Annotated in this window: 18 protein-coding genes; 7 read left to right on the top strand and 11 right to left on the bottom strand. The window is 65.4% G+C overall.

Going from position 1 to position 24,353, the window contains the following annotated elements:
- Positions 1–82: 82 nt before the first annotated feature.
- Genes G4L39_RS02285 through G4L39_RS02275 form a run of 3 tightly spaced genes read right to left on the bottom strand, consistent with a single transcriptional unit; the run spans position 83 to position 1,818 of the window.
- Positions 83–298, bottom strand: coding sequence for a type II toxin-antitoxin system antitoxin (locus G4L39_RS02285; RefSeq protein WP_165105580.1), 216 nt, complete (start codon positions 296–298; stop codon positions 83–85).
- A complete protein-coding gene (locus G4L39_RS02280; RefSeq protein WP_165105579.1) occupies positions 298–834 on the bottom strand; it encodes a PH domain-containing protein in 537 nt (178 codons plus the stop codon). The genes G4L39_RS02285 and G4L39_RS02280 overlap by 1 nt, the downstream gene beginning before the upstream one ends.
- A gap of 48 nt (positions 835–882) precedes the next feature.
- A complete protein-coding gene (locus G4L39_RS02275; RefSeq protein WP_205880715.1) occupies positions 883–1,818 on the bottom strand; it encodes an SPFH domain-containing protein in 936 nt (311 codons plus the stop codon).
- 183 nt (positions 1,819–2,001) lie between these two features.
- Between G4L39_RS02275 and purF the strand changes: the two genes are divergently transcribed.
- Both purF and G4L39_RS02265 read left to right on the top strand, forming a co-directional pair.
- Positions 2,002–3,462, top strand: coding sequence for an amidophosphoribosyltransferase (gene purF, locus G4L39_RS02270; protein ID WP_165105578.1), 1,461 nt, complete (start codon positions 2,002–2,004; stop codon positions 3,460–3,462).
- 61 nt (positions 3,463–3,523) lie between these two features.
- Positions 3,524–5,008 carry a sodium:solute symporter gene (locus tag G4L39_RS02265; protein ID WP_165105576.1) on the top strand — a complete coding sequence of 495 codons (1,485 nt, stop codon included), beginning with the start codon at positions 3,524–3,526 and terminating at the stop codon, positions 5,006–5,008.
- A gap of 46 nt (positions 5,009–5,054) precedes the next feature.
- Here G4L39_RS02265 and mnmE read toward each other — a convergent pair whose 3' ends face one another.
- Positions 5,055–6,425, bottom strand: a complete 1,371-nt coding sequence (gene mnmE, locus G4L39_RS02260) for a tRNA uridine-5-carboxymethylaminomethyl(34) synthesis GTPase MnmE (RefSeq protein WP_165105574.1) — start codon at positions 6,423–6,425, stop codon at positions 5,055–5,057.
- Positions 6,426–6,676: 251 nt separating this feature from the next.
- Entirely contained in the window at positions 6,677–8,692 is a 2,016-nt protein-coding gene (locus tag G4L39_RS02255; RefSeq protein WP_165105572.1) for a hypothetical protein, read from the bottom strand.
- A gap of 379 nt (positions 8,693–9,071) precedes the next feature.
- Between G4L39_RS02255 and G4L39_RS02250 the strand changes: the two genes are divergently transcribed.
- Positions 9,072–10,130, top strand: a complete 1,059-nt coding sequence (locus G4L39_RS02250) for an HRDC domain-containing protein (protein ID WP_165105571.1) — start codon at positions 9,072–9,074, stop codon at positions 10,128–10,130.
- A gap of 63 nt (positions 10,131–10,193) precedes the next feature.
- On the opposite strand, the gene G4L39_RS02245 is transcribed toward G4L39_RS02250, so the two are convergent.
- The 3 genes from G4L39_RS02245 to G4L39_RS02235 all read right to left on the bottom strand — a co-directional run bounded on the left by G4L39_RS02245 (position 10,194) and on the right by G4L39_RS02235 (position 15,653).
- On the bottom strand, positions 10,194–11,291 hold the full coding sequence (locus G4L39_RS02245) for a peptidylprolyl isomerase (RefSeq protein ID WP_165105569.1): 1,098 nt from the start codon (positions 11,289–11,291) through the stop codon (positions 10,194–10,196).
- Positions 11,292–11,319: 28 nt separating this feature from the next.
- Positions 11,320–12,918, bottom strand: a complete 1,599-nt coding sequence (gene serA / locus G4L39_RS02240; RefSeq protein WP_165105568.1) for a phosphoglycerate dehydrogenase — start codon at positions 12,916–12,918, stop codon at positions 11,320–11,322.
- 173 nt (positions 12,919–13,091) lie between these two features.
- Positions 13,092–15,653, bottom strand: coding sequence for a phospholipid carrier-dependent glycosyltransferase (locus G4L39_RS02235; protein WP_165105566.1), 2,562 nt, complete (start codon positions 15,651–15,653; stop codon positions 13,092–13,094).
- Positions 15,654–15,776: 123 nt separating this feature from the next.
- On the opposite strand from G4L39_RS02235, the gene G4L39_RS02230 reads away from it, so the two are divergent.
- The 4 genes from G4L39_RS02230 to G4L39_RS02215 all read left to right on the top strand — a co-directional run bounded on the left by G4L39_RS02230 (position 15,777) and on the right by G4L39_RS02215 (position 21,310).
- A complete protein-coding gene (locus G4L39_RS02230; RefSeq protein ID WP_165105565.1) occupies positions 15,777–16,661 on the top strand; it encodes a D-hexose-6-phosphate mutarotase in 885 nt (294 codons plus the stop codon).
- 103 nt (positions 16,662–16,764) lie between these two features.
- Positions 16,765–19,164 carry a tetratricopeptide repeat protein gene (locus tag G4L39_RS02225; RefSeq protein ID WP_165105564.1) on the top strand — a complete coding sequence of 800 codons (2,400 nt, stop codon included), beginning with the start codon at positions 16,765–16,767 and terminating at the stop codon, positions 19,162–19,164.
- A 179-nt stretch (positions 19,165–19,343) separates the two neighbouring features.
- The gene (locus tag G4L39_RS02220; RefSeq protein WP_165105562.1) at positions 19,344–20,240 is read left to right on the top strand and encodes a hydroxypyruvate isomerase family protein; all 897 of its coding nucleotides are present in this window, start codon (positions 19,344–19,346) and stop codon (positions 20,238–20,240) included.
- A 98-nt stretch (positions 20,241–20,338) separates the two neighbouring features.
- On the top strand, positions 20,339–21,310 hold the full coding sequence (locus G4L39_RS02215) for an MBL fold metallo-hydrolase (RefSeq protein WP_165105561.1): 972 nt from the start codon (positions 20,339–20,341) through the stop codon (positions 21,308–21,310).
- On the opposite strand, the gene G4L39_RS02210 is transcribed toward G4L39_RS02215, so the two are convergent.
- From G4L39_RS02210 to G4L39_RS02200, 3 genes are all read right to left on the bottom strand, one after another.
- Positions 21,311–22,195, bottom strand: coding sequence for a metal ABC transporter permease (locus G4L39_RS02210; RefSeq protein WP_165105560.1), 885 nt, complete (start codon positions 22,193–22,195; stop codon positions 21,311–21,313).
- Between the two features lie 23 nt (positions 22,196–22,218).
- Positions 22,219–23,157, bottom strand: coding sequence for a metal ABC transporter substrate-binding protein (locus G4L39_RS02205; protein ID WP_240893736.1), 939 nt, complete (start codon positions 23,155–23,157; stop codon positions 22,219–22,221).
- 18 nt (positions 23,158–23,175) lie between these two features.
- A partial coding sequence (locus tag G4L39_RS02200) for a porin family protein (protein ID WP_165105558.1) occupies positions 23,176–24,353 on the bottom strand: 1,178 nt, incomplete at its 5' end.

Raw genomic sequence — 24,353 nt, 5'->3', positions numbered from 1 at the left:
GACAGCCTTCCGACCCTGCCACTCCGGCAAGCCCCCAACAAAGCCCCCGATCCACCCGGTGGCCGAACCGCAGCCGGGACCACTACTGCGGTCCTGAGGACGGTTCCGACGGTGTCGATGATGGCTCGGTCGAGGTTCCCTGTTGTCGCAGCAGGCGCCGACGCCGCTGCTGGACTGCCTGCCGCAACAAATACTCGATCTGACCGTTGAGGCTGCGCAACTCCTGCTGGGCCCAAGCTTCAAGCTCCCGCAACAGCTCGGGGTCCACCCGCAACAAGAATGCCTTGCGTCCCGCCATCAGAGTTGCCGTCGCACCGGTTCGGGTTCAAAACCCAGCGCACGAACGAACGCCGCCGGATCCGCGGGGCTGATCACCACCGTTCGACCGTCCCACTCCAACACCACGCAGCGGCTCGAATCCGTCACCCAGGCCCGAAACCGGCCCAGGCGCTTGCTGTAAAACCAGCCAACGATCGCCAAAAACCCGCCCATGCCCCACAACCGCACCGCCCCTCGCAACGCGTCCGGATCCACCCGCGCCGACCTCAGGCCGTCCAGCGGAATTCGCGTCCACCAAAAGGGGCGGCGAATCCAAAGTTCACCGTGGCGCAGGGCGTAACCCCGCACGGCAAACAGCGCACACAAACCCAGGATCACCCAGATGGAAAACACACTCACCCAGGCCCATCCCCGCGAACGCGGCTGCTGTGCGCCGGCCACCAAAACCGGCGTCACCACTGCCACCACCAGAACAATGGCCGTGGTCAAACGATTCCCCCAACCCCAGGGCGCTCCAAACTCCCGGGGTTCGTACGATTTCGAGATGCTGTTCATGCCAACGTTCCTCCCTTCGGAGCAGGCGCCTCCCGGGCCCGGTACCGCTCAGGTGTAGAGCGTGCCGGTGTTCACCACCGGCGTCACGCCGGTTTCACCGCACAACACCACCAGGAGATTGCTCACCATCGCGGCCCGACGCTCGTCGTCCAGCGCCACCACGTTGCGCGAGGCCAGATCCGTCAGGGCCATCTCCACCATGCTCACGGCGCCTTGCACAATCTTTTGCCGGGCCGCAATCACCGCCTCCGCCTGTTGTCGGCGGAGCATGGCCTGGGCAATCTCCGGCGCATACGCCAGGTGGGTGATGCGCGCCTCGAGCACCTCCACTCCGGCAATCGCCAGCCGCCGTTGCAGTTCCTCCTGCAGATGCGCGGCCACCTCGGCCGTGTGGCTGCGCAGGGCCACCTCACCCTCCTCGGTTTGGTCGTACGGATATGCCGAGGCCATCTGACGGACGGCCGCCTCGCTCTGCACGTCCACGTACTGATGGTAATCCTCCACATCAAACACCGCCCGCGCCGTGTCCGCCACCCGCCACACCACCACCGCCGCGATCTCAATCGGGTTCCCCCGCTTATCGTTCACCTTGAGTTTCTCGGTGCTCGTGTTGTGCGCACGCAGCGAGACCCTGGTCCCCCGACTGTAAAACGGGTTGGCCCAATGAAATCCGCTCTGCTTGACCGTCCCGTGGTAGGCCCCGAAGAGGATCAAAACCCGGGCCTGATTGGGTTCCAGCGCAAAGTGCCCGGAACACATGAGCGCCGCGAAAGCCGCCAGCAGCGTGCCCGACAGGAAGCGGCCCATGGGAAAACTCCCGAGCACACCCTGCCGGATGGAACCATAGAGCAGCCAAATCGCTGCGAGGCAGAGGAGAAAGTTGATGGCCAGCATGACCCAGCCGTTGGGCGCAGTGACCCCCGTTTCCCGGCTGGGTTTGCGTCCCGGATCACCGCCGACCTCGAGGTTTGATTTCTCTTTCATATCGCTATGATATCAACCGGTAACACCCCGGCAAGCCTTTTGTGCAAGGTGAAATCCGCGCCGGGCAGGCCGGCGGAGGGACCGCCTCTCCCGGACCGTTTGCGTTGTCGGCCGTCCGGGTTCACACTTGCCTGCAGAAGCCGATTGTGGTCGGATAACGGCGCCCATTTCAGGCAGGCGGCGATGCAACCGTACCCCAAACACTACTGCGGCGTGTTCGGCGTTTTCGGGCATCCGAAAGCGGCGGAGCTGACCTATTACGGACTTTTTGCACTGCAGCATCGCGGCCAGGAAAGCGCGGGCATCGTCACATCGGACGGCCGGCAGTTTCACGTGCACAAGGGGATGGGGTTGGTGCCGCAGGTTTTCGACGCCGCGGCGCTCCAGCGTCTGCCGGGGCACATGGCCATCGGCCACACCCGCTACTCCACCACGGGTTCCTCCCATTTCCGGAACGCGCAACCGCTGACGGTGGACTGTGCGCGCGGCCAGATCGCCGTGGCACACAACGGCAACCTCACCAATGCGGCCCGGTTGCGCGAGCAGTTGGAGTCGGCGGGATCCATCTTCCAAACCACGGTGGACAGCGAGATTGTGCTGCATCTGCTGGCGCAGCCCGGGCCAAACGGCTCGGCCAACTCGCTCGTGCATGCCATCCGGCGCCTTGAGGGCGCGTTCTCCCTCCTGATCATGACCGAGACGGAACTGATTGCCGTGCGCGACCCGCACGGGTTTCGGCCCCTGGCCCTGGGACGCGTGGATGGCGCCTGGGTGGTGTCGAGCGAAACGTGTGCCTTTGACCTGATTCACGCGGAGTTCGAGCGCGACATCGCCCCCGGCGAGATCCTGATCCTGCGCGATGGCGGCCTGATCAGCCTGCAGGCCTTTCCCGAGCACCAGCGGCGCGCGTTTTGTGTTTTTGAGTACGTGTATTTTGCCCGGCCGGACAGCGTGCTGGAGGGTCGGAACGTTCATCTGGCCCGGGTGGAAATGGGCCGGCAACTGGCCCGGGAGCATCCGGTGGAGGCGGACCTGGTGATTCCGGTGCCGGACAGCGGCAATTCCGCGGCCCTGGGCTATTCGCTGGAATCGGGCATCCCGTTCGAAATGGCCTTTGTCCGCAACCACTACGTGGGCCGCAGCTTCCTGCAGCCGTCTCAGTTGATCCGCGATTTCAACGTGCGCGTGAAACTCAACCTGATCCGCGACCTGGTCCGCGGCAAACGCGTAGTGGTGGTGGACGATTCAATCGTGCGCGGCACCACCTGCAAGGCGCGCGTCAACACACTGAAGGAAGCCGGCGCCCGCGAGGTCCATGTCCGGGTCAGTTGTCCGCCCCACATGCACCCGTGCGTCTACGGCATTGATTTCCCTGACCGGAGCAAGCTCATGGCGGCCAACCATTCCCTGGACGAAATCCGGGAATATCTGAAAGCCGATTCCCTGGCGTACCTTTCGCTGGAAGGGATGGTGAAGGCCGTGGGCCGTGCCCGGGACAGCCTCTGCCTGGCCTGTTACAACGGGGAGTACCCCGTGTCCTACGACCCGGCCCTGGACAAGCAAATCATGGAACGGCGCCGGGCACACCGACCCGGCCTTGTGGAGGCGCTCCTGCAGGACCAGGCCCAGGGCCGGCTGCTGTGAACCCGGTCCCCCGGCCGGCCCCGGTCGGAGTCGCCCGGGCCGTCCCTCCCGGCATGCGGTTTTGGACGCACTGGATCTGACAATCCTGGCGGTTTATCTGGCAGGGGTGGTGGGCATCGGCTGGTCTGTCGGCCGGCGCTCCCGCGACCTGCGCGATTATTGCTTGTCCGGTCGCCGTGCCCCCTGGTGGGCCATCCTCGCCTCCATCGTGGCGACGGAAACCTCCACGGTTACCTTCCTGAGCGTGCCCGCGTTTGCCTTTGCCCCCAACAGCCGCGGCGAGGGCGGCAACTGGACCTTCCTTTCCCTGGCACTGGGCTCGGTTTTGGGACGTGTGCTGGTGGTGACGCTGTTGTTGCCCCGGTATTTCCGGGGTGAATTGTTCACCGTCTATCAGGCGCTCGAGCAAAGGTTCGACCACCGGGTGCGCCGGGCCGCTTCGGCGATCTTTCTGGCCACGCGGTCCGTGGCTGACGGTATTCGGCTCATGGCCACGGCCCTCGTGCTGACCGCACTGACGTCGTGGTCGGATCCGGTGGCGATCGGGCTGATCGGCCTCGTAACGGTGTTCTACACCTGCATGGGGGGGATGAAGGCGGTGATCTGGACCGACCTGTTGCAGCTGCTCATTTATCTGGGCGGGGCGATCGCCGCCGCGGCGGTGCTTCTGTCCCAAATCCCGGGCGGCTGGGAAACCGTGCTGGAAATCGGACACGCGCACGACAAGTTCCGGGTCTTCGATTTCGACCTGGACCCGGGCCGGAGCTACACCTTTTGGGCGGGTTTGGTGGGTGGGGCCTTCCTGACCACGGCCACCCACGGGACCGACCAACTGATGGTCCAGCGATACCTTTCGGCCCGCAATGCGCGCGAAGCGGCCCGGGCCCTGCTCGGTAGCGGGGCCGTGATCCTGCTGCAGTTCACCCTGTTCCTGACCATCGGCACGATGCTGTACGCGTGGCACTCCACCGGTGCCGCCCTGCCCGGGGCCGTGGTGGAGCGTCCTGACCGCGTCTTCCCATGGTTTGTGGTGACCGGGCTGCCGCCGGGGATTCGGGGCCTGGTGGTCGCAGCCGTGTTCGCCGCCGCCATGAGCACTCTCTCTTCCTCGTTGAACTCCCTGGCCACGGCGTCCCTCACCGATTTCCACCGCACACCCACCGCCGGGGTGGCGAATCACGGGATCCGAGCGGTGGGATCGGCCCGCTGGTCGACGGTGTTTTGGGGATTGCTGCAGGTGGGGGTGGCACTCGCCACCGCCCGAACGGAGACCCGCGTGGTGGACATGGCGCTGGCCCTGGCCTCCTTTACCAGCGGCCCCGTGCTCGGGCTGTTTCTTTTGACCCTGGCCCCTCGCCGGGTGGATTCATCCGCAGCGCTCATCGGATTGCTCGCCGGCGTCGTTTTCATGCTCCTGGTCGGTTTTACCGCCCGGATCTCATGGCAGTGGTACGCCTTGTCAGGGGCTGCGGCCACGTGGGCTGTGGGCACGGTCGTGGCCCGGGGACGATCCACGGGCAACCTGACCGGGCCCCCTCGCGCCTGATGCAGAGGGGGATGGGCTTCGAATCCACCAGCCTGCTGGAAGGGCGTCATTTGCCAATGCAAAAGCGGCTGAAAATGATGTCCAGAAGGTCTTCGGTGGCCGTCTGGCCCACGATCTCACCCACGGCATCTGTCGCAGCCCGCAGATCCACGGCCACGAGGTCCAGCGGCAACTGGTCATGGAGCGCTCCCAGGGCATGCTCCAGTGCGGTTCGTGCGCGTAGCAGGATGGCCTGATGCCGGGCGTTGATGCAGGCTTCCGGGGCCTCGGCGCGGGGCGCTGTGCCCGACCAGATCAGGTTTTCCATGCACGTTTTCAGCCGCTCAAGTCCTTCGCCGGTGCGGCAGGAGATTTCCACGCGCGGTTCGTCGGAGGGCGGCAGGACCAGCCGGCACGGCAGGTCCGCCTTGTTGAGCACCAACAGCCGTTTCCGGTGCCGAAACCATTCCCAGAGCTGTTGGTCTTCGGGGGTCCACGGTTCCGACCGGTCGAATACGTGCAGCAGCAGATCGGCGGTTTCGACCGCCCGGTGGCTGCGGCGGATTCCCTCCTGTTCAATCTCATCGCCGGCCTCGCGCACCCCGGCCGTGTCCACCAGCACCACCGGAATGCCGCGGATGTTGGCGGTTTCTTCGATGGTGTCACGGGTTGTGCCGGGCCGGGGCGATACAATCGCGCGGTCCTGGCCCAGCAGCAGGTTCAGCAGGCTGGACTTGCCCACGTTGGGTCGGCCGACGATGGCGGCCCGGATGCCCTGACGCAGGATTCGGCCCTCCTCCGCCGAGCGCAGCAGTTCCTCCACCAGTTGCAACCCCGCTTGAAGCCGCTGGAGGATGCCCTCCCGGGTGTCGGGCGCAATGTCCTCTTCGGGGAAATCCAGTTGGGCCTCAAGGTGCGCCAGGGCCAACATCAAATCGTCCCGCAACCGATGGAGCTTCCGGGACAAGCCACCCTCAAGTTGTTCGCGCGCCGCCGCCAGGGCCCGCTCGGTACGCGCGGCGATCAGATCCGCCACCGCCTCTGCCTGGGTCAGGTCGAGCCGCCCGTTCAAGAAGGCCCGCCGGGTGAACTCACCCGGTTGAGCCAATCGCGCGCCCTGTTCCAGCACCGCCTGCAAGACCAGCCGCGCCACCAACAGACCTCCGTGACAGGAAATCTCCACGACGTCCTCGCGCGTATAGGTCCGCGGACGCCGCATCACCGCCAGCAGAACTTCGTCAATACGCCTGCCCCCGCGGTGCACAAAGCCGTAGTGCAGCGTGTGCGTGGGGGCTTCTGACGGTTTCCGCGCCCGGGAACCCGCGGGTTGGAATACGCGATCGGCGATCGCCAGTGCGTGCGGCCCGGAAATCCGAATCACGGCCAGCCCACCCTCACCGGGCGGGGTTGCAATGGCGGCAATGGTGTCCTCGGACATGCCGGGAAAGTACGGGCGGGACGCTCAACCTCGCAAGGGCTGGATCCTGCGAATTCGCCGGGTCAAGCCGGCAAGCCCCCCCGCACCACCCATGGGCTTCGCTCGTCCACACGCCACCCCGTCCGCAATCAGAAAACCGCGCCCTCGGATCGCTTGGGGCCATCCTCGCCAGGAAATCCCCCGAAAAGCGGATCGCCAACCCTATCCCACGCCTGGGTTAGTGGGCTCGGTAGGACAGTTCAAAATCCGGTCTAACCCTGCGGCTTCGGCTCCGTAGGCCGGGAGGGTTGACACTCCGTAGCACCCTGCGGTGTTGTTTCCTGCTGCTGGCTGCCAGACCCAGCCGGGTCAATTACAGCCGCCACCGCACCGCCAGCCTCGCTTGGGACAATGCCGTCTTCTGCAGCCTTGTGCGCATCGGCCTCAGACGGGGTTACTCGGGCCTGTTCCCCGGTCGGCGCGTCTCCCGGCCCCCGCTGGACCTCCACGGAACCTGCACCCGCGATTTCGGCCGGACCGGTGGAGCCGGGTTCAGCACCGGCCCCGCCCGAAACAGCGGCTTGTTCCGAGGTCACCGGCGAGCCTGACGTCTTCGGCGTGTCCGAGGTCTCCTCTACCGTCGCCGCTGGCCGGGCCCTCTCAGGCAAGTCCGAGCCCGACACGGCTCCGACCGGACCAGCCGAGCCCGGACCGGCGCCGGTGGTCTCCGCAGCGGGCACCGACCCGGCCTCACCCGCCGACTCTGCCGTACCGGAATCGGCCGTTGGCCCGGCTTGTTGTTCTTTCGCAGGCTGTGCGGCCGGCTTGGCAGGTTTGGGTGCCGGTTTCTTGGCCACCTCCAGGGCCCCCGACGAAAACTCGATTACGTGCCCCTGATGGATGAGCCAGTGCAAATCAGCGATGAGCTGGGTCTGCTCCGGCGTGGGCAGGGGCGACGCGGTTTGGGAAGTGGCCTGTGTACCTTCGGGCGCCTGTCCGGTGGCGCTTCCTTCGGACGATCCACCGGCCGCGGACTCCGATGCTGCAGCAGGTTGGGCGGGCTGGGGCGATGGCGCCAGAGCTTCGATGAGTTGCCGGCGGGTACAGTGCGGATGCTCCAGGATGTACTGGACAATCCGCTTCACGTTGATCGAAACCGGTGTGTTTTCAATGTCCAGGTAATGCGGCCGGGCAACCGCCACGTGGGTGATCGTGCGATTGACCTTGAAGAACTGCAACCCGTGCGCCGCAAACTGCTGGCTCAACGCCGTGGCAATCTGGAGCGGGAACCGCTTCTGCTCTTCCAACGTGTGCCGGACCAGTCGCGCCAGGGGCCGACACGGAATCTGCTGCGCCGCCTGACCGCTCAGCGTGACCAGATCCACTTCCCGAACAATGTTGGGCGCATGTACCTCCCGGAAGTGCCGTTCCACGGCCTCCCGACTCCCCAAACGCAGCGGCTCCGGCACGTTCAAGCAAACGTACTCGGTCTTCCAACTCTGCTCCTCCAGCCACTGTTTGACCACCGCCTCGTCCCGCACGATCTTGACCCGCGCCTTGTAGGTCTCGAACGGGATGTGGGAAAACCGTTCCGCATGCAGCTGCCGCAGCCGCTGCGGATAATCGTGATGATTCGGAGGACCCAGGATGACTCCGCTATAGCCGCATTGGGCCACGAACGTGTACTTGCCCTTCGGCGGCTCGGTCGGGGTGCGCTCCGCCTGGTAGAAGGTGTCGAAATACTTCTGCAGCACGTGGGCCACCACCTCGTCCACCGACAACCACGGCGTCTCGTCCAGGGCACACACGTACAGGGATTGCCGGACCGTCCCGTCCGGTTTCTTTTTGACACTGATCTCCACGCTGTACCGCTCGGGCTTTTCCAGGAACAGCCTGGCAATGTCGAACAAGGGAAACGCCCGACCGGTGCTCCGGATCCGACGGGCCACCTGGTCCACACCTTTCGGATCAGGAACCAACCGAACCTCCAGCTCCGGCAGGGGCGGCCGTGCCGGTCTGGCCGGGGTGGCCCCCGCACCGGCGGATGTGGGGGCCGGACGGGCCGCCGAGGCCGCAGGTCGTGACCCCGCCGGGGCGCCCGCACGACCCGCAGGGCCCTTGGGCCCGGCGGCACGTCCCCTCCCGCGTCCGCCCCGGGTCCCCTTGCGTTCGCCCTCCCCGGTCTCCTCGCGGGCACGGGAACTGACCGTCGGCTTGGACGGTTCGGTCGCCCAAGCCGGCAGGAAGAGCTTTTCCAGATCGAATTCGTGTTCCGGCAACGTGCTCATGACCGACATTCCTGGGACGCGCCTTGTACGGGTTCTGCGGAAGCAGCCCCTCTGAGGGGAGCATGCTGAGGGTTGAGCGGAAATGCAAGTGCCGGCTCAAAAACCGTGGGATCTCCGGCAGGCGTCCGGGGGTCGTCCCGCCGGTCCTTCTGACACTCTCTCTACACCTCACCTGCCCCGCCGCACCGGCTGAATGCCCGATCGCCCATGCACCCCGGTCTGAACCCTGCCCCAACCGGTACCACTAGGAGCATGCCTCCGTCCGGAGAAGCGGGCTCGCCCCAGGCGGCATCAATGTCACGGCCACGACATCCGGAGCCCGGTCATCTCCCAGACCGGCTCTTGGCAAGGAGGCGGTGCTTTGCCCATATTGCGGCGCGTGATTGACACACCGGAAGCGTTGGAAGCCTACCTCCCGGTGCTGCGGGCAGCTCCCTGGGTGGCAGTCGACACCGAAGCGGACAGTTTGCACGCATACCCGGAAAAACTGTGTCTGATCCAGATCAGCACGCCCACCGGCGACCGTCTAATCGACCCCCTGGCGGGCCTGGACCTGCGTCCCTTGCTGGACGCGCTGGCGGGGCACGACCTCATCATGCACGGGGCGGATTACGACCTGCGGCTGCTGTGGCGTGCCGGTCGATTCGCGCCCAGCGCGGTCTTCGACACCATGCTGGCCGCACGCCTGCTGGGCGAACGCAACTTCAGCCTCGGCGCCCTGCTGGAGAAATTCCTGGGGGTCCGACTGGACAAATCCATGCAAAAGGCCGACTGGTCACGCCGTCCCCTCACACCCCGCATGGAAGCCTACGCCCGCAACGACACCCGCTACCTGAAACCCCTGGCCGATCGACTCCGCCAGGACCTCCTCGCCCGGGGCCGACTCAGCTGGCATGAGGAAGCCTGCCGGCGCCTGATCCAGGACGCCGCCTGCGATCCCGTGGTGGATCCCGACCAGGTCTGGCGCGTCAAGGGCAGTCACCTGCTCAGTCGGCGCGGGTTGGCCGTGCTGCGGGAACTCTGGCAATGGCGCGAGGAGGAAGCCCACGCGTCCAATCGCCCGCCGTTCTTCATCCTCTCGCATGAAACGCTGAGTCGGATCGCTGCCGCGGCGGTGGACGGACAGCCCTGGCAGGAGCTCGTCCCGCCACGGTTTTCAGCCCGGCGCAAGGCCGGCTTGGAGCAGGCCATCGCCCGCGGCCTGGCCGTACCTCCGGATCAATGGCCGGAACTTCGCCGCGGCACGGGTCGCCGCCTCACAGAGGTCGAACAGGCGCGGTTGGAACAGCTGGAAGCCCGACGCAACGCAAAGGCCCACGAGCTGGGGCTCGAACCATCGCTCATCGCGCCCCGAAGCGTGTTGGTGGAGCTGGCCCGTGACTGGGAAACCCACGCCCCGCGCCTTATGCGCTGGCAACGCGAATTGCTCGAGGGGTAACCCCCCTCCCGGGCACCGAAAGGCACCGGACTGTCGCCCGGGAAAACCACCCGCCGGGCTCACCTAACGGGTCGCCGGCGCGGCGGGGTTGTTGGTCGAACTCGGCGGCAGGTCCGCCTGTTCCACGGGCTTCAGATCCTCCACCAGCACCTCCACGTTTTCCTGCGCACGGATCTTGCGCACGTAATCCGGGAGGGCCTTCTGAATCGCCTGCGTCGTCAGATAATCGCGAATCTGTTCCTTCACTTCGTCGAAGGGCACCCGTCGCGCAGGCAGCCGTTCCAGCAACTTGATGATGTGGTAACCGAACTGCGTGGTGACCACGTCGCTGATCTGCCCCGGTTGCAGGCTCCAGGCGGCCACCTCGAACTCGGGCACCATCTGGCCCCGGGCAAACACATACTCGCCACCCCGATCCTTGGACCCCGGATCCTCGGAATATTGCCGGACCAACGCGGCAAAATCCTCCCCCGATCGCGCGCGCTGCAGCAACTCCTCAATCTGTTTGCGCTTCGCCTGCCGAACCTCCTCCGGCAACGGTTCCCGCGTGGTGGCATCCACCGTGCGCAACAACAGGTGACTCGCCCGCAGCCGCTCCGGCTCCTCAAACTGCGCGGGGTTTTCCTCGTAAAACTTCCGCACGTCATCGTCCGTGACGTTAACCTGCACCTCGCGCCGGATCACCGCCTCCGCCGTGGCCTCCTCAATCAGCCGCTCCTTGAGCTGCTCGGGGGTGATCCCCACCGACTTGAGCTGCCGGGTCAGGTTCTCCAGTGAACCCGCCCGCTCCAGCACCTGTTCGTAGCGCTTTTCGCCCACGCGCCGGCCCTCGGCCTTGTCCTCGGGTTTGGCCCGGCCCACCAGCATCTGCACACGGATCAACTGCTGCAACAGCTCCCGCTGCACCTGCAGATCCGCGGCAGGCGGCAGCGTCTGCCCCCGGGCCGCCACCAGGGCCTTGAAACTCAGCATCGCCGCGTCCAACTGACTGCGCTTGATCTCGAAGCTCTTCCCGCGGGCAATGACCTCGTCGCCAAACAACTCGGTCATCACCGCCACGGCACTGGTGGTGGTGGGGTTCGTCTGGGCCCAGGCCAGCCCGGCCAGAAGAACGGTGGTCAGCGTCAGTCGCAGCGTCCTCAACGGATATGGTTTGTCCATGCAATGATCCTTTTGCCCGCGGCACCCCTCACAGGTAAACCAGCCGTACGTTGTCAATGTCGGGATCCCGCTCCAGCTCCTCCAAAACCGACCGGTCCGGTGCATTGTCCAAATGAAGGACGGTCAGAGCTCGTCCCCCGGCCTCGTCCCGGTGCAGGTTCATGCTGGCAATGTTGATCCCGTGCCGGCCCAGCAGGGTACCGATGTGCCCGACCATGCCCGGTCGATCCCGGTTGGTCAACAGGAGAATGTGACCGGAAATGGGAATCTCCACCGGCATGCTGTACAGCCGTACAATGCGCGGATTTTGCGGCGACCCGAAAAACGTGCCCCCGGCCGAGATCACCTTTTGATCGCCCTGGAATACCTGAACATGCAACCACTCGTTGTAAGTGACCGGCTCGTTCGACCGCTTTTCTTCCACCGTGATCCCCAGCGTGGCCGCAATGCTGCGCACGTTCACCGTGTTGATCGTCCCCATTCCGGTTCGGGAAAGGAACCCCATCAGAACCGCCCGGGACACCGGATCCACGTTCGGCAACTCGCGCGCCCGCCCCCCATAGGTGATGTACAACCGGTCCACCTGTTCCGGCGCCAACTGCCCCAGCAACCGGCCCAGTTTCTCCCCCAAAACCAGATAGGGCTTGACCTGCTCGTAAGTCTTCGCGTCCAGGTACGGCAGGTTCACCGCGTTCCGCACCTCGCCCGTCAACAGGTACGAGGTGATCACCTCGGCCACTTCCACACCGCACTTCTCCTGGGCCTCCTTCGTGCTCGCACCCAGGTGCGGCGTCAGGATCAGGGCCGGATGTTTCCGGAACGGATGATCCGCCGGCAACGGTTCGGTGGCGTACACGTCCAGGGCCGCCCCCGCCACCTGCCCGCGCTCCAGCGCAGCCAGCAGGTCCTCCTCCACGATGATCTCCCCCCGCGCACAATTGATCAGGCGCACGCCGGGCTTCATGCGGGCAAACGCCGACGCGTTCAACATCCCGCGCGTCAGCTCCGTCACCGGCATGTGTACCGTGATGAAGTCGGCCACCCGATACAGCTCATCCACCTCGTTGACCAGTCTCACCCCGAGGGACTTCACCCGCGCATCCGCCAGAAACGGATCGTACCCGAACACCTCCATCCCAAACGCCAGGGCACGTTTGGCCACCTCGCTGCCGATCCGACCCAGACCCAGGATCCCCAGCTTTTTCCCCGCCAACTCAATGCCGGAAAACTGCTTTCGATCCCACTGCCCCGCCACCATGCTGGCATGGGCTTGCGGGAGTTTTCGGGCCAGCGCCAGCAGCATGGCCATGGTCAGCTCCGCGGTGGAAATGGTGTTGCCCCCCGGTGTGTTCATCACCACCACGCCGTGCTGGGTGGCCGCCTCCACATCCACATTATCCACCCCCACCCCGGCGCGCCCCACCACGCGCAACGACCTGGCCGCCTCAATCACCCGCCGGGTCACCCTGGTCTCTGAACGCACCACCAGAGCCACCGCATCGGAGACCAACGGCAACAGTTCCTCCTCCGAGTGCCGCCGGGACAGCACCTCCACCTGAAATTCAGGCCGCGCCTTCAACAGTTCGATGCCCTTGGGAGCAATCGGGTCGCACACCAGGATCTTCATATCGGCCGCGAGTGTAGGCGGCCCCCACCCGAAAGGTCAAACGCCCGTTGGCCATCCCCTCTCCGCCATCCCCCGCACCCACGCGCCCACCGGCCGTCACGGCTCGAATCCCTCCATAACATGACCCCCGACCCGGCCTTGCCCTGCCCCACCGGTCGCCGGTCCCGCGGGGTTCACCTCCCAAATTCCTGCCGAAACGCGGGCAAACGGCCCGCGCGATACGCCTCCCGATATCGTTCGTTCCGTTCCACCAGGTCCAACCGCCCCTGTTGTCGCGCCAGCGCGATCGCCTGCTCCGCGCGGGTGGTCGCCTCCTCAAACTCACCCGCCGCTGCCAGTGCCGCCGCCAGCGTCCCCACACAGGTCGGCTCGCGCCAGCCGCTCAGTTCGCATGCCTGACGCGCGTATCGCACCGCTGCGGCAGGGTCCCGCAACGCGGGCTCCGGCACGGTCACCAACGTCCAGGCAAGATTGTTCCAAGCCTCGGCCCGATCCGGTGCACGATCCACCGCCGTTTTCCGCACCGCCAGCGCTTCCGCCCACAAACCGTGCGCCTCCAACACGGTCCCGTACAACCCCTGCAATGCCACATCGCCGGGCCGCGCCTCCACCGCACGAGCCAGTGCCAGTCTCAATTCCGGTCGCACCGGATCCCGCACCATGGCCTCTTGAAACAACGTCAGAGCCCGCTCCCCGTCGCCACGGTCCAGCGCCCATAGGGCCTGAACCAGGACTGTTTGGGGATGCTGCACGGGAATCCAAAACGAACCAAAACTCACCACCCACCAGGTTACCAAGAGCCCGGTCAACAGCCCGTGCCGCACGCCCGAGGCGCCGGCCAACCGCCGCCACCCCTGAACCACCACCACCGCCAGCCCGGACAGCGCCGGCAACGCATAAAACGCCTTCACTTGGGCATACGAAGGAACCCGCGCCGACATGTACAATAGCGCCCATAAATAAACACCCACCAGGCTCGGGCCGAACCATTCCCAACCGGGGCGCCCCCTCACCATAGACCCAAAACCCGAGACCATCCCCACCAGGATCACAAGAGTCCAAACCAGCCCCAACCACCACGCCACCGCCGCCCATGACTCATTCCACGGCGGACGGAAAACCAGCCAGGAGGCACTGCTCGCCAAACCATCGCCCCAGAGAGTGGCATACAGCCCATCCCAAAAACTCTCCAAGCCGCTGAACCACGGCCGTACCAGGGCCTCGCCAAACCGTGCATAATGCGCAGCCACACGATACCCCGGATCCTGCCACCACGTTTGTCCGGGCAAATCCCAATTCCCCACCAAAGGCCGGCCAAAATGCAGCCACACCCGTCCATAGTGCCACCCACAAACCACCAGAAACACGGCCAGGGCCCAACCCAAACAAACCGCCCACCGACCCGCCCCACCACCGGCGGCACCCGGTTCTTTTGCCGGCCGACCCAACCCGGACCACCAGAGGGCCAGCACAAGCGCCACCGCAGGGAGTGTCGAAAACTTCGTCAACATCGCCAGCCCCAGCGCTGCCCCTGCCGCCGCTGCCCAACCCGGATGATCGCCGCACCGACGCGCCCGCAAGGTCAGCGCCAGACCCAGGCTCACCCAAAACGCCGCCAGGGGTTCGTTCGTCACATATTGCGTCACCACCAAATGGGCCGGCAACGCACTGGCCAGCAAAAAACCCACCCGCCCCGGCCACCGCACCTCCGGAAACAGCTCCCGCAATACCCAAAACACCAGACAGGCATGGCCAAAACCCACCAGCCCGTTCATCGCCCGCAGCAACACCGACGCCAAATCCTCCGCAACCGTCAGGCCCGCCAGCTCCAGAACCACCGCCCCGAGCAGGTAGTACAGGGGCGGCTGGTACATCTGCCATCCTTCATCCGCCAACGGTAATCGCCGCTCCTCTTGCACCAGGCGGATGTAAGCCTCGTGCCCCTCCGCATCGAAACCGTATACCCGCGGCAGCTGCGGCAGGTTATGCACAAACAACAGCACCCAGGCCACACCCACCGCCGCGACCAGGCACACGTCCCCGGCCGGCCCTCGCAAGGGTTTCAACCACAGGCGGTCGGATTTACACGCAGACCTACCCACCCAAACACAGCCTCCCACCACGACCAGCAATAAACCGAGCAACCAGCCCGGCGACGGTGCCGCCTCCGGCAGCGTGGCAAAGGGCCGCAAATACCCTTCGGGCCCCGATTCCATACGCGCCTCCGCCAGCTGCGCGGGGACCGTGCGCCCGTCCGCACCCACAAACTCCCAGGCCAGCGGCAGTTCCTGTCGCTCCCGACCGGCCCGCAAGACCGCCCACATGGCCGCGGGTCCCGCGGGATTGGTCACGCAAATCGTGATTTCATTGGTACCCCGGGACAGATACGGCCCCAAGTCGGCCGACCGCGGCCGCTTCCAATGCCGCCCGTCCAACCGGAGACCCTCCACACGTGCGCCGTTCACCCGCACCTCGCCAGATCGCAACACCGCCACCCGCACTTCCACCGGCAGCCGGGCCTCATCCCACTCCAGCTGCGCGCGGAACACTCGGCCCACCTCTCCCTCGAAATGCATTTCAGCCGTGGCCGACCGCGGCGCCACCCACCACGATCGCCCCTCATGTGCGGGCAGATAGACCAATCCGTCGCCGTGCCACAAACCCCACACCAACCCGGCCAGCGCAGCCAATCCCATGCCCGCCCAGCCCAACCCGGTCCATCGTGTCCACCGCATCCGCATCGGCCGGATGCTGGGGTTTCCCCCTCGGCTCTGGCAAGGCCTGCCCTGCGCCCGGGCGCCGCAACTTTTTGCGTGTAGGGGCCGGCGGCCCGGACTACGATGGTCCGTGCGCGGCTTATGAACGGCACCACACCATCCCTGGCCAATCATGTGGCCTTCCTGAACGGACGCGGGGAACTGCCCATGCTGGAAATCCTCACCCGCTGGAGCCGGGCCGAGCTCTACCTGCACGGCGGTCAGGTCACCCACTTCCAAAAGGAGGGTGAACCGCCCATCCTTTTCACCAGCCAGTGCAGCCGGTTTGAACCAGGGGTGCCCATCCGCGGGGGCATCCCTGTCATCTTTCCCTGGTTCGGCCAGCCCGAAGGTCGCCCGCACCGGCACGGCATCGCACGCCTCCGGGACTGGGCCCTGAGCGAGCTGGCCACGGGATTGGACGGTTCCCTCCGACTCTGCCTGCGCATGCCCGAAGTGGAGGGTGGTCCCGATTGCCCCGCCTGCGCCGTGGAAAGCGAGCTGGTCATCCGGGACACCCTGACGGTGGAGGTCCGGGTCACCAACCAATCCGAACGGCCCTTCACCTTCGAACTCTGCCTCCAGACCTACCTGACCGTGGGCGATGTGCGTCAGATCTGGATCACCGGCCTCCAGGACACCGAATACCTCGACGCCACCACGGGTGGGCGACGCGCCCGCGACACCGCACCCCGAGTCACCATCCAGGACGAAGTGGACCGCATCTACCTCAACACCGCTCGGCCCGTCGAAGTCCACGACCCCGTCCTCCAACGTACCGTCCGGGTCGAAAAGAACGGCTCGGCCAGCACGATCATCTGGAATCCCGGGCCCGACCGTGCCCGATCCTTGCCCGACCTCGGCGACGACGAGTACCTCCACATGGTCTGCGTCGAATGCGGCAACGTGGCCGACAATGCCCTCACCCTGCCGCCCGGCGGCTCCACCGCCCTCCAAATCATCCTCAGCAGCAGGCCCGGTCCATGACCGCTCCCATCCCAGGGGTGCAAAACCCACCGGTCGGCCGCGCATTCGGCGGGTTACTCCGGGCCGCCACGGTGTCCGCCCCATCACAACCGCACTGTCCCGCATGAGCCGCGTGCGTCCCGAGGTCCCGTCAGCCCCGTCCCCCAACGGCCTGAGCCCGGGTCGTCTGCGGCCCGCCGGTCTCGCGGCCGCCGCAGCCGTGCTCTTCCTCGTCACCCTGGCCCTCTACGCGCCGGTCCGGTCTTTCGATTTCATCAACTTCGACGACCCCGACTACGTCACGGCCAATCCGCGCGTCCAGGCCGGTCTGACCCGGGAGAGCCTCCACTGGGCCTTCACTCAGGTGCACTCCAGCAACTGGCATCCGCTCACCTGGATCTCGCACATGCTGGATTGCCAGTGGTTCGGGCTCAACCCGGGGGCCCATCACTTGATCAACGCCTTCTGGCATGCCCTGAACGCCGCACTTCTTTTTGCCTGGCTCGGTTCCCTGACGTCGCGCCCTGCACTGGCGTGGATCGTGGCTGCACTGTGGGCCTGGCATCCCCTCAGGGTGGAATCGGTCGCCTGGGTTGCTGAACGGAAGGACGTTCTCAGCCTGGCCTTCGGATTGGCCGCGCTCTGGGCCTACACCGCAGCAGTCCGCGCCAGGTCCAACCACGGGGGAACCGCGCCGGCTTTCTGGACCCGTTACGGGCTAGCGTGGCTCCTTTTGGCCCTGGGCCTGATGGCCAAGCCCATGTTGGTCACCCTCCCTTGCGTGATGTTGTTGCTCGATTACTGGCCGCTGCAACGCACGCCCGCGCTGATCCACCCCGACCCGCGCATCCCGGGCACCCGCGGCGCACCGGAGTCATGGACCCGCTTGGTGCTCGAAAAAATCCCCTTCTTCCTGCTGGCCGCCGCCAGTTCCATCATCACCCTGCGCGCACAATCGGCCTCCGGCGCCACCGTGCCCCTCGAGGTCCTACCCCTCTCAGCGCGACTCGCCCGGGCCGTGACCTCCTACGTCGCTTACCTGGAAAAGACGTTCCTGCCCGTCAACCTCGCCCCGTTCTATCCCTACGAGCCGCGCTCGTGGTCGGATCCCGTCGTCTGGCAGTTACTGGGGGTTCTCACCCTGATCACCCTGACCACACTCCTGTGGCGCAGGCGCAGTCCCTGGTTGATCGCCGGATGGCTCTGGTTCCTCGGCACCCTCGTCCCGGTGATCGGCCTGGTTCAGGTGGGCGAACAAGCCATGGCCGATCGCTACACCTACCTGCCACAAATCGGCATTCTCTGGGCGGGCATCTGGTGCATCGCGTCGGCCGTCGCCAGGGCCCCCCGACTCCGCCCCGCCACCGCCCTGGCTTCCGTCGTGCTCATGGCGGTCAGTGCCGGGCTCACCCGCGAACAGCTTCTCCACTGGCGCGACATGGGCTCCCTGGCCGAGCATACCCTGCGCGTCAACCCGCGAAACCATCTGGCCCTTACGCAGCTGGCCACTGTACGTCTGGACCAGGGCCGACTCGAAGAGGCCCGCCGGCTGTGCGAGGAAGCCCTGGCACTCCGACCCAACTTCGCCGAAGCCCATAACACCCTGGGTAACGTGTACCTACGCCGTCAGGACTGGAAACAGGCACGCCAGGCATTTGAACGGGCCATTCAATGCAACCCGTCCTACCCCGACGCCTGGCACGGCCTCGCAGTCGTCTCCAGCGAACAGAGTCAGTGGGAAGACGCCATTCGCGCCGCCCGCCGTGCGGTCGAACTCTGGCCCATGCACGTGGGCGCATGGTTCACCCTGGCCCGTGCCCAGCACCAGGCGGGTCATTGGGACGACGCCGTGCTCTCTTACCGACGACTGCTCGAGCTCAAACCCGGGCTCGCCCCGGCCCTCCAGGGCTTGGGCGCCGTGCTCGCGCTCCGGGGAGACCTTGAAGCCGCCTGCCAGGCTTACGAACAGGCCCTGACCCAACAAACCAACTCGATTGAAATCCACCTGCGGCTTGGCGTGCTCCGATCCCAACTCGGCCAGAACACCGCCGCCGAACAGCACCTGCAACAAGTCCTCCAATCCCGCCCCGATGACCCTCTGGCCCACGCCCACCTGGGGCATGTGGAACTCAGTCGGGGACATGCCGAAAAGGCCGTGGAACATTACCGACGGGCGCTCCCCCGAATGCCCGACGACGTACCATTGCTGAACAACCTCGCCTGGATCCTCGCCACCCACACCAACGCCGCCCTCCGCGACGGCGCCCTGGCCGTCCAACTGGCCGAGCGGGCCGCACAATTAACCAGCCAACAAGTACCCATCATCCTGGGCACCCTGGCCGCCGCCTACGCCGAAGTCGGCCGGTTCAGCGACGCCATCGCCACGGCTCAAAAAGCCATCGAACGCGCCAACGAACTCGGCCAAACCCATCTCGCCGAACGCAACCGGCAATTGCTCCAACTTTACGAGGCCGGCCAGCCGGTGCGCGAACCGGCCGAAACGGCATCGGATCAGCCGCGATAACGTGACAGTCCCCGCCCCCCACTCGGAAAACCCTCCGCGAACCGATTTCGCCCTCACCCGGCCCCGTGTTCCCGGACCGCTCGCCCTTTTGACTCAACACCCCGCCCCGCCCGCCGAAACGAGTTCACCCGGCCACCGTTTCGGGTGGACATCATCCCCGCCTCTGCAAGAATAGGTGCATGAGCGCACGCATTTCTCGTCGATCCGCCATCAAAACGCTGGCAACCACCGCTGCCGCGGTTGCTTCCGGTTCGGTCCTGGCCCCTTCCACCACCGCCCAGGAAACCGGCCCCGTCAAACTCAAGGGCCGCATCCGCCACGCAGCCTGCCGATGGTGTTACCAGGACATCCCTCTGGAAGAGCTGTGCCGGGCCGGCAAGGAAATGGGATTGGAAGGCATTGACCTCGTCGGCCCCAACGAGTTCCCTGTCCTCAAAAAGTACGGCCTGGTCTGCAGCATGGTCAGCAACCCCACCATTGACGGCCTGGGCGGTATCACCCGCGCCTGGAACCGCGTCGAGCACCACGACAAACTCGTCCAAGCCTACGAACAACGAATCCGCGAAACCGCCGAGGCCGGCTTCGAACGACTCATCTGTTTCTCCGGTAACCGCGATGGGCTCGACGACGAGCAGGGACTCAAAAACTGCGAGATTGGCCTCAAACGCATCCTCCCCGTCGCCGAAAAATACAAGGTGACGCTCTGCATGGAACTGCTCAACAGCAAGCGCAGCCACCGCGACTACATGTGCGACCGCACCGCTTGGGGGGTCGAATTGGTCAAGCGCCTCAGCTCCGAACGGTTCAAGCTCCTCTACGACATCTTCCACATGCAAATCATGGAGGGTGACATCTGCGACACCATCCGGGAAAACCATCAGTACATCGACCACTACCACACCGGCGGCGTGCCGGGGCGCAACGAAATTGACGAGACCCAGGAACTCTACTACCCGCGCATCATGCAGGCCATCGTCGCCACCGGATTCAAGGGATTCGTCGCCCAGGAATTCGTACCCAGGCGCCCCGATAAACTGGCCTCCCTTCGCCAGGCCATTCAAATCTGCGACGTCTGACCGAGAGTGCGCACCCCCGCACGCCCCCCTGTCAGCTCCGGCCTCAACTGTCGCCCCCGACCGGTTGACAGGCCACCACCACGCGACATGTTGATCGCGTGAAATCGAGTCGGCGCAAGTTCCTGTTGTGGACACTCGGCACCGCCGTCGCCACCGCCGGCGGGGCGGCCTGGCTCTGGGGGTCTCAAACCCGCACCGCCCGCTGGACTCGACGCCTCCTCTTTGGCAGTCGTCACCCAATCAATCCCGCACCGCACCGCCCTCAACCCGACCACTGGTCCAACGACCGCGTCACCCTCGCCTTGATCGGCCACGCCACCCTCCTGCTCAACTTCTACGGTGTTCGTATTCTCACCGACCCGGTCCTTTTGTCTCGCATCGGTCCCGACCTGCGGCTGGGCACTGTCGGCCCCAAACGACTCATCGCCCCGGCGCTGACAATTCCGGAACTACCGCCCTTGGACCTCATCCTCCTGTCCCATGCGCACATGGACCACCTCGACATGCGCACCTTGCGACGACTCCTTCGTCAAGACCTGCCCGTCGTTACCGCCAAAGACACCTCCGACCTCATCCACGACGCCGGCGGCCGCAAAATCACCGAGCTCGGCTGGGGCGAATCGGTCACCCTCCAGACCACGGCCGGCGAAATCCACATCGAAGCCTTCGAGGTCAGACATTGGGGCCAACGATGGCCCGACGGCAAACCGCGCGGCTATAACGCTTACATCCTCCGCCGTGAAGGAACCGCCCTCATCTTCGGCGGTGACACCGCCATGACCGAGTCCTTCGCCCGGCTTCGACCCGCCGGCCCCTACGCCCTCGCCATCATGCCCATCGCAGCCTACCAGCCGTGGATCTGGAACCATTGCACTCCCGAACAGGCCGTCCGAATGGCCGACGCCGCAGGCGCCCGCTACTTCGTGCCCATGCACCACGAGGTCTTCATCCTCAGCGAAGAACCCATCCACGAACCCATCCAACGCCTCGAAGCCGCCCTGCAACAGGAACCCGACCGACTCGCCCTCCGCCAGGTCGGCGAGACCTTCACGCTCCCTCAACCCGGCTGATCAGTCCCGGACCCGGGCCATGCCGGAATCCGGACGCCGGGCCACGGCCTGCCGGAGCGCTACCCCCACCGCACACACCCCCAACAATACCCCCAGCGCACACACCACCGCAGCCCCGCCGGGCACATCCAACTGATACGAAACGACCAGGCCACCCGCCCCACCCGCCACTGCCACCAGCCATCCCCAGACCAACGCCACACCCAGTGAACCGCTCAGGAGCCGCCCGCACACCGCGGGTATGATCAGATACGAAAACACCAGCAACACCCCGCCCACATGCACAAACGTGGTCACCAACAGACCGAACAACAGGTAAAACCAAAAATCCCACAGCCGCACCGGAACACCCGCCGCCAACGCACCCGCACGGTCAAAAGTTAATTGCAAAAATTGCCGTCGCCAGATCAAGTGCGCCCCGGCCATCACCGCATACAACGCACCCGTCCGCAACACCATCGGCCAGGACACGGTCAACAGGTCGCCCACCAGCGTCTTCTGCAGCTCCTCACGACCATGCGGCGCACGGCTCAAAAGCAGCACGCTCGTCGCCGCCGCCACCACATAGACGATCCCGATCAACGCTTCCAGCGGCACCCGACCGTGACGGGGCTCCCGCAACCACGTAAACAACAACGCACCCGCCACGGTAAAACCCAGGGACCATCCATACGCATGCATGTCGGTGGCTTCGTGCCCCAACAAAATGCACACGCACGTCCCCACCGTGGCCACCTGCGCCAACGCCAGATCAATGAAGATAATTCCCCTCTGCAGGATGTGCAGCCCGTAATACACCAAAAGCCCCGGCAACACCACCGCAGCGGCCAGGGGCGGCCCCAAAAGCCGCATCACATCCAGCCAGTGAACTCCGGAGGAATCCATAAATCCTCGGGCCCACCAAACCCTCACCGCCGGACCTCCGGTCCGGAACCGGTACTCAGCGCCCCGGCCATCGCCCGCACCAGATAGTCCATCAATTCGAGGTACCCACCCTCGGTCCCTTTCAATCCACCCGGATACTGGGTCACCGGCACAATCCGTGCCCCGGTCTCGGCCGCCACCCGCTCCGCCACACGCCGATCCTGGTACGGCTCCACCAGAATCGCCCGTACCCCGTCAGCCTTCATCTCCGCGATCACTCGCGCCAGATGCGCCGCCGAGGGCGGAATCCCCGGCTTGGGTTCCAAAAACAGGTCAATCCGCAACCCGAACCGTCGCGCAAAATACGGCCACGCATTGTGGTACGCCGCCAGCCGCGCCCCCGCATGAGGCCGTAATTGTTCCAACCAACCGGGCAGCCTCCGATCCAGATCCAGCAGGAACGCCTTCTCGTTCTTCCGATATTCCTCCGCCCCTTCCGGATCCAGCTCGGCAAACGTGTCAGCCAGATGATGCACCACAACCCGCGCGTTCTCTGGATCCGTCAAAAAATGCGGATTCCCCAGGGGATGCACGTCGCCCTGGGAGCGATCCAACTGCGCCGGTGCCTCCAACAACGTCACCCCCTCGCAACAGCGTACGTGACCCCGTGCCGCCGGCAAAATCCGCGCATTGGCCGCCCGCTGAATCAACGGCGTCAACCACGCCGCCTCCAGCCCGGCGCCCCCGTACACCAGGGCATCCGCCCGCGACAGCCGTACAAGATAACTCGGCCGCGGATCCACAAAATGCGGGTCCTCCGTCGGCCGCGCCAACGTCAACACCTCCACACGGTCGCCGCCAACACTCCGCACCAGCGCAGCCAGGTCCGCCGTCGTCGCCACCACCTGTAGCCGCGCGATCGCCACCCCGGCCGTCAGACACATCCAGACCGCCAGACCGATCCCGACCCACCGTCGTATCATCCCTCTCCACCTCCTTCCTCAAAACTGATGCGCCGCATGCGCCCCCAGCGACATCTCCACCTGCAACCAGAGTGAATGGTCCTCACCCACGTCCCTGCGTCGGTCGTAGTTGTACTGCAGACGCAACTTCGAATATTCAGTGGGATACCAGGTCAGATTCGGACTCACCCGCCAGCGTTCCCGCCGCAACAGGTCCCGGCCCACCGCTTCACCCTGAAAAACCCAACCGCCTTTCTCGTAATCGCCCCGGTCGCCGGTCACGTAATCGAACCGCAACCCGACCACCCAGCCGCGCCGGAAACCGTACAGGAGTTCGGTGTAAAAACCATAATCGTTCACCGTTTCCGCGGGCAAAAACGCCGGTGCTCCAGAACCCGCCTCCGCCAGGAAGGGTTCACCGTGTTCGGCGTGCTCCGCCCAGTCGAATGCACCCAGCTCATACCGCCGCATCAGGGCCTCGGCTTGAAGCGATACGAATGGAAACCCCGCATGCGCACGCGGCGATTTCCATTTCCAATACAGGTCCAGCCCGTAGATCTGCGTGGCCGGTTGCCCCGCCGCACCGCTTGCATTCGGACCCAACGCCGCGCTCACCCCCATCAGCATCGTCTGCTGCGGCGTCAGATCCCACGATACCGCGTAACGCAGCGTCCAGAGCAGATCGTTCAGGGCCGAAACCCCGCGATCGTTCTCCAACGGCCGGAATCCCAGCGGCAGTTCGCCCGAACCCGCCTCCCCGTGCACATGACCCCCGCCCCGAAACGGAGCCGCCCCGTCCCCCTGACTGTCCTGCACAGCCACAAACAACTGCGAATAAATTGCCATCGGCAACAGCCACGACACCTGGACCCCGGGGTTCCGCAAACCGTCCGGCCCCATTAAACGCGCCGTCACCAACGGCGCATCCACAAACCCCCATTGATGCGGATGCCGACCGTTGATCCGACCGAACGGTGCGTAGAACTGACCCGCCCGAACCTGCAACCCCGCCGGCAATTGCAACGTCTCCATCCACGCCTCCTCCAATTCCACGTGCGACTCCCCCGAGGCATCCAGACTGTACAACAGATTGGCACTCCCCATGAAATACGGGTCCACCGCCCCCGTCAGATTCAGCTCCACCCCCTGCACCGTGATCCCGCGCTGGTTCGGGTCATGCCCGCCGGGTTGCAGCCCGCCTTCAATGTCCTTCGCCG

Origin of the sequence: Limisphaera ngatamarikiensis, from assembly GCF_011044775.1 — a bacterium.
Lineage (GTDB): Bacteria > Verrucomicrobiota > Verrucomicrobiia > Limisphaerales > Limisphaeraceae > Limisphaera > Limisphaera ngatamarikiensis.
The sequence above is the reverse complement of the archived record's forward strand: the minus strand, read 5'-3'. Positions and strand labels throughout refer to the sequence as shown.

Excerpts from the sequence above, each read along its gene's own strand:
- G4L39_RS02230 (WP_165105565.1), top strand. The coding sequence starts at position 15,777 with ATGAACGGCACCACACCATCCCTGGCCAATCATGTGGCCTTCCTGAAC.
- G4L39_RS02245 (WP_165105569.1), bottom strand. The coding sequence starts at position 11,291 with ATGGACAAACCATATCCGTTGAGGACGCTGCGACTGACGCTGACCACC.
- G4L39_RS02285 (WP_165105580.1), bottom strand. The coding sequence starts at position 298 with ATGGCGGGACGCAAGGCATTCTTGTTGCGGGTGGACCCCGAGCTGTTG.
- G4L39_RS02280 (WP_165105579.1), bottom strand. The coding sequence starts at position 834 with ATGAACAGCATCTCGAAATCGTACGAACCCCGGGAGTTTGGAGCGCCC.
- G4L39_RS02225 (WP_165105564.1), top strand. The coding sequence starts at position 16,765 with ATGAGCCGCGTGCGTCCCGAGGTCCCGTCAGCCCCGTCCCCCAACGGC.
- G4L39_RS02205 (WP_240893736.1), bottom strand. The coding sequence starts at position 23,157 with ATGATACGACGGTGGGTCGGGATCGGTCTGGCGGTCTGGATGTGTCTG.
- G4L39_RS02210 (WP_165105560.1), bottom strand. The coding sequence starts at position 22,195 with ATGGATTCCTCCGGAGTTCACTGGCTGGATGTGATGCGGCTTTTGGGG.
- G4L39_RS02235 (WP_165105566.1), bottom strand. The coding sequence starts at position 15,653 with ATGCGGTGGACACGATGGACCGGGTTGGGCTGGGCGGGCATGGGATTG.
- serA (WP_165105568.1), bottom strand. The coding sequence starts at position 12,918 with ATGAAGATCCTGGTGTGCGACCCGATTGCTCCCAAGGGCATCGAACTG.
- G4L39_RS02220 (WP_165105562.1), top strand. The coding sequence starts at position 19,344 with ATGAGCGCACGCATTTCTCGTCGATCCGCCATCAAAACGCTGGCAACC.
- mnmE (WP_165105574.1), bottom strand. The coding sequence starts at position 6,425 with ATGTCCGAGGACACCATTGCCGCCATTGCAACCCCGCCCGGTGAGGGT.
- G4L39_RS02275 (WP_205880715.1), bottom strand. The coding sequence starts at position 1,818 with ATGAAAGAGAAATCAAACCTCGAGGTCGGCGGTGATCCGGGACGCAAA.
- purF (WP_165105578.1), top strand. The coding sequence starts at position 2,002 with ATGCAACCGTACCCCAAACACTACTGCGGCGTGTTCGGCGTTTTCGGG.
- G4L39_RS02255 (WP_165105572.1), bottom strand. The coding sequence starts at position 8,692 with ATGAGCACGTTGCCGGAACACGAATTCGATCTGGAAAAGCTCTTCCTG.